Below are 5,671 nucleotides of genomic sequence, written 5' to 3' on the forward strand. Positions count from 1 at the left end.
GAGCAAGTAGGTATATTCACCATTGAGTACCGTATTATTTGCCTGTAAACATTGGATAATGTGCTGGGAAATACTGGTTAGTGGCTGTCGGAATGTTGTCAGTTGATAAGCATCCCAGCTTGCTTGATTAATATCATCGAAGCCAATGACGACAGTGTGTTTAGGGATTTCTATACCTTGCTGTTTTAAGCCGTCTATAAAACCACAGGCGAGCAAATCGGTAACGCAAAAGACGCCGTCAGGGATAACTTTGAGTTGCTTGGCGATGTGTTTCCCCGACTCATAGGATGTATCACCAAAACGGGCCACACTCACTGACAAGCCGGCTTTGTTAGCGGCATCAACAAACCCCTTTTCCCTGGCAACTAGACCGGGAGAGCCAATGCCGGAGTTAACCAGTAGGAGGTTTTTACACCCTTGCTGCTGGAGGATTGCCAATGCTTCAAAGGCTGCAGCATGGTTGTCTAGCCGAATGTTGTAAGCATTGTCGTAAACTTGGTTGCGGTTAACTAAGATAACATGCTGGCCATTCGCAATACATTTGTCGATAAGATCTTTATGGGGTTGCCCTGAAAGGACAATAGAAGCTTCAGCTCTGAAATTGAGAGTTTGCGTTAGCGCGGTATCAACATCCTCATCATTGGCTTTGGTATTCACGACAAGTGCAATTTTATTAATTTTCTGCAGTTGTTGAGTCAGTTCATCAATGAATGCTGACTGGAAAGGGCTGTTGATATCAGTGGTGATCAGGCTGACAATATTGCTGGTATCGTGAAGGCCACGGGCTAGGTGATTAACGTGATAACCGAGCTCCTGTGCAGCAGCCAACACTTTCTCTCTCGTCTTTGCCGATACACTGGCCCCTTCGGTAAACGTTCTCGAGACGGCTGAACGTGAAACGCCAGCATATTCGGCGACTTGTTGTGCACTGACAAAGCGGTTTCCAGTACCGGCCATATATCTGTCCTGTTTAATTCAAAAACGGTAATGCCTGCAACCGCAGGCATGGTATTACAAGTTTTGCGAGCGTATCTTCTTATTGCAATGAAGGATCAGCTAAAGCCATGTTCTTCAAGTAGGTTTAGCATCTGATTCGCTTTTTCTATTGCTTCAATCAAGCTTGGCTTAGGTGTTTCAAACCACTCGTCAGGGCGAAGATCACGGCGTTCACGAACAGCATCTATCGCTGATTGTAAAGTAGGGTATTGGTCTGGTTGCTTGCGGTGCATATAAAGTGAGGCAATCGCTACAGAGCGGCTACGTCCGCCACGACAGTGAATGAGTACATTGCCACGTTCACGGTTAGGGTAACTCGGCTTATCTGGTAACTGTTGGTTAAACGCACCGTCCAGTAAGTAATAACCCGCTAGGATCATATGATGCGGGTTACCTGGTCCGTCTATCAATCCCATTTTGTAGGTGCGAATGATGCCACTGCCACCTGATAGTTTACTGTCTTCGGCTTCAAGGTACGGTTCAGTTACGTAGTTGATGTCCAGGTTAACAGCACAGTTAACGAGTGTAGTGATTCCCAGCTCTTTTTGTAGAGCTAGATCCCGAGCTGAATCATAGCCGCCTAAATATAGATTTTGGCCTTCAGGCCCAATGTTGGTTGCAACTAGGTGGGCTGGGTCTCGTTGGTATACAGGTGCAATTTTCATTGTGTTCCTTGTGTTCGTGCGTATAGCGTTTTAATCGATTGTAATTCCAGTGATATCGGCAATAGTCCGAGCAAATTGTGGTGTGCTAGCGAGCACAGCGCCGCCTTGCGGCCAGTTATTGTCAGCAGTAAACGGGTTAGTTATTCCCCCTGCTTCACTAACTAGGAGTAAGCCTGCAACACAATCCCACGGGTTCATATGATGCTCGACATACCCGTCAGTTCGACCAACCGCCACATATGCCAAGGCTAGTGCGCCGCAAGCACTTCTGCGTACATTGGCACCAAGTTCTAAAAAGCCCTGTAATGAAGTTAGGTAGCGCTCATTGGGTACACGCTGGCTCCAACCTAACTCGAGGTTGGCGGAGCAGAACGAAGTCGTGTTGGCGACTTTTATTGCCTTGCCGTTCAATGTTGCCCCTTTGCCATCCTGAGCAACATATAGCTCGTCATGGCAAGGGTCATAAATGATGCCAAAACGGGTTTTATTCTGGCTGACAAAGCCCAGCACAATGCAAAAGTGGGGGATCCCTCTGGCAAAATTGGCAGTACCGTCAATGGGGTCAATGATCCACGTATTATTTTGAACATCACCACCGGCTTCTTCGCCCAGAATGCCGTCTTCAGGGAAAAAGTCACTCAAGCGGCGGCGGATCAATGTTTCCACTTCAAGGTCAGTTGCCGTAAGGAAATCTTGAGGGCCTTTAAAGGCAATTTTTTCCGGTGTCATGGCTCTAAACGCGGCTAAAGCAATATCACCGGCTTCGCGGACGATCTCAAGTGCAGTATCTAATCGTTTGTCTAGACAAGTTTCAGTAAGTTGTGTCATAGCTCAGTGTTAAAGTTGGCTATAAACGCCAGCAATCGCTGGCGTTTAATAAGTAGTGTTATCGTGAGAAGTTAATGCGCCATAGATCGGCCCAGTCTTGGCGGTGGTCAAAGTCATCAAGGCCTGTCTCTGCGTTGTACTGCAGAACATGCTTATAGATTTTTTGAACACCAGAAGCTTCCTTAGGGTGAGGGGCAATGGCTTGGTTCCCTGACACTTTACCGTCAACGGTTTGATTGCTGATCCCTTCTTCAGTCATCAAGAAGTGCAAGAACAATTTCGCTGCATTCGGGCTTTCAGTTTTTGTAGACATTACACCGTAACCTGGGGTTGACCAGCCAACAAAAGGCTCAAGGCCTTCACAGATTGCGAGGTGAACTTTGCCGCTGGCAACGTCTCGGAATTTAGCTGTCGACATTAGACCCATGAACGTGTCTTTTTGGCCTGGTGCGCCCACTGCATCACCGGCTGCAGAATCAGAATCGGTTGGAAGCGGTGAGTTTTGTGCCAATGCTTTAACCCATGCCGCAGTCGCTGAGGCTTCATTCGTTTCTAGAGGCTTGCCATAATGCACTTCATAGGCTTCAGCGACGGCGTCATCATGGTGTGCAGCAAGTTGGTTGAACCAATCTAGGTAAGCGGCTTTGTTTAGTGGGTCTGGAATAGCGACTTTACGTTGCCAGTTTTCATCAGTTAGCTCCCAGATGTTTGAAATAGGACAGGTGTCATGTACTTCTGAGTTGTAAGTCCAAACCGCTGGGTCACCGTAGACAATGAGCGGGTTCTTTGCGTTTTCAGGAATAGACTCTGCCACAACAGGGGACACCCAGCTTTCCACAACGCCCATCGGGACAAGTTGTGCCATCGTTGCTGATGCATCACCGGTAATGACGACATCACCTCGGATGTTGCTAGCGCGGTATTCGCGGATAAGCATTTCAACTTGCGCTGAGCTGCTCACTTTATTACCTGTTGCTTGCACACCGTATTTCTCGGTGAAGTTTTTAGCTGTTTCGACAATTTTTCCTGATGGCGCGTAAACCGTAATAGGCGCTTCTTGGCGAGCCGCTTCAATCAATGCATTTAGGTCAAAATCATTACTGTCAGCCGCTTGTACTGCACCCGCGAGGGTCAATGCCAGAGTGGCAGCTAAAGTTGTAGTCTTCATGTTGGTCCTTTTCACAATTAACTCCGAATAAGCGGTTACTTTTGAAACTGTTGTTGAGATGTCGATGACATGCACGGCATATCAATCGCTAAACCTTGGTTGTCGAACAAATGTAAATTGTCATTGTTGATAACCAATGAAAGTGACTCTCCCTCTTTATAATGCGGAGGAGTCTGGGTATTCACATGTAGCCGGTGATCAGCCACGCTAAATTCCAAGATCCAGCTGCCACCTGTTGGCAAAATACCTTCGAGTTTTGCGTGAAGCCTGAACGCCTTTTGGTTATCGATATTGGCATCTGCCGCTGCGACTGACATACGTTCGGGACGTAAGCCAATTGAGCCACCTGGAATGTCGTGACCGACGTAAGCACGAATATGATTACGGGCAAGCTCGCTGCACAATGAGGCTTCGTCAAGCTCGATGATATTGATAGGCGGCGTACCAACAAACTCTGCGACAAAGCGGTTAGCTGGGCGATCATAGATATCATTGGGGGTGCCGACTTGTTGAAGCTCACCGTCTTTCATTACCGCGATTTTTGTAGCAAGCGCCATGGCTTCCCACTGGTCGTGGGTAACGAAGACGATAGTGGTTTTGAAAGCGTTATGAATACGCTTCAGCTCCGTTCGCATTTCAAGGCGTAGGCGTGCGTCCAGGTTAGAAAGTGGCTCATCCATCAGCAGAATATCAGGTTGTACTGCCAGCATTCGGGCTAAGGCTACACGTTGTTGCTGTCCACCTGAGAGCTGAGAAGGATAGCGGTGACGGTATTTTTCAATGCCGAGGGTTTTCATCACTGAATGGATGGTTTTCTCACGCTCAGCTTTTTCGATTTTACGAAGCTTCAGGCCGAAATCGATGTTCTTTTCCACAGTCAGGTGGGGCCAAAGCGCGTAGCTTTGGAATACGAGGCCAAGATTACGTTTTTCTGGCGGAACGAATACACCGTCTTGCTTGGAGTCGACCAGAGTGTCGCCCAATAAAAGCTGGCCGTCGGATATGTTTTCAAGGCCTGCAATCATTCTCAGTGTTGTGGTTTTGCCACATCCAGAAGGGCCAAGAAGACACATGAATTCACCGTCATTGATCTCAAGGTCAACGGCATTAACGGCAGGGGCCGCGTTTTTTTCGTATTGTTTGCTGACGCTGTTTAGATGAATATTAGGCATTAGCTTCCTAGTCCTTCTGCAAGGTTAGTTTTGGTCATTTTCTGTGTGATATAAGTGCCTACAAAAGCAATCAGGCAGATAATCAGTACAACGGCGTTAGAGGCTTGGGTGTAGTTGTAATCAATAAGCCTCAGTGCATAGGTGGTTAATACATCCGTAGACGGAACTGCGAGGATGACAAATAGGCTCAGGCCGTTTATCCCTGAAATGAAAGGTAATAAAATGCCGGTTACCAGTGAGCCTTTTTGAATAGGCATAACAATCTGGCGCATGCGGGTAAACCAACCGGCACCTGCCATTTGAGCGGCTTCTTCAGGATCTTTGCCCAATTGCATCATGGCCGAGATACCGGCACGTGAGGCGTAAGGCATTTCATCGGCAATCAAGGCAAGGATCAGCAAGGTCACTGTGCCGTAAAGTGCAGGCATCGGACCCCGAGGTACGGCGAACAACGACAGGTAAGCAGCGGCAAAGGCAACACCTGGAACCAAATATGGGAAAAAGGTGATTTGGCGCAGTATACTACCTAATGGACGTAGTGGGCTGCGAACAACGACATAGCCAACCAACAAACCAAGAATGCCCGAGCAAACAGAGGCGATACCGACGATCCACAAGGTATTCCATACCGCGCTCCAGAGGTTGTTGCTAAGCAAGATACCGTTACTCTCTGCAATGGTCTCAAGCCCCGAGCCTATCCAGTAATCCAGCGTGAAATTGCTAAAGTTGAAGTTGCCTGGCACTTTCATAATGGTTGACAGGAAAAGCACTAACATTGGCATCACAACCGAAACGAGGAATACACCGCCAGCCAGCATAGTGGCGGGCATACGCCATTTGCC

General features: G+C 47.9%; 6 protein-coding genes. All 6 read right to left on the reverse strand.

The features are described from left to right. On the reverse strand, positions 1–957 hold a 957-nt coding region (locus tag BIZ37_RS29180), incomplete at its 3' end, for a LacI family DNA-binding transcriptional regulator (protein ID WP_187464523.1). Positions 958–1,052: 95 nt separating this feature from the next. Continuing rightward, on the reverse strand, positions 1,053–1,661 hold the full coding sequence (locus BIZ37_RS29185; protein ID WP_187464524.1) for a dual specificity protein phosphatase: 609 nt from the start codon (positions 1,659–1,661) through the stop codon (positions 1,053–1,055). Between the two features lie 30 nt (positions 1,662–1,691). Continuing rightward, positions 1,692–2,489, reverse strand: a complete 798-nt coding sequence (locus tag BIZ37_RS29190) for an inositol monophosphatase (protein WP_187464525.1) — start codon at positions 2,487–2,489, stop codon at positions 1,692–1,694. Between the two features lie 58 nt (positions 2,490–2,547). After that, a complete protein-coding gene (locus BIZ37_RS29195) occupies positions 2,548–3,657 on the reverse strand; it encodes an ABC transporter substrate-binding protein (protein ID WP_187464526.1) in 1,110 nt (369 codons plus the stop codon). Between the two features lie 35 nt (positions 3,658–3,692). Further along, positions 3,693–4,829, reverse strand: coding sequence for an ABC transporter ATP-binding protein (locus tag BIZ37_RS29200; RefSeq protein WP_187464527.1), 1,137 nt, complete (start codon positions 4,827–4,829; stop codon positions 3,693–3,695). Continuing rightward, positions 4,829–5,671: iron ABC transporter permease (locus BIZ37_RS29205; RefSeq protein ID WP_187464528.1), on the reverse strand; the 843-nt coding region annotated here is incomplete at its 5' end. The genes BIZ37_RS29205 and BIZ37_RS29200, both read right to left, overlap by 1 nt.

The sequence above is a fragment of the Photobacterium sp. BZF1 genome (assembly GCF_014349205.1).
Taxonomy (GTDB): Bacteria; Pseudomonadota; Gammaproteobacteria; order Enterobacterales; family Vibrionaceae; genus Photobacterium.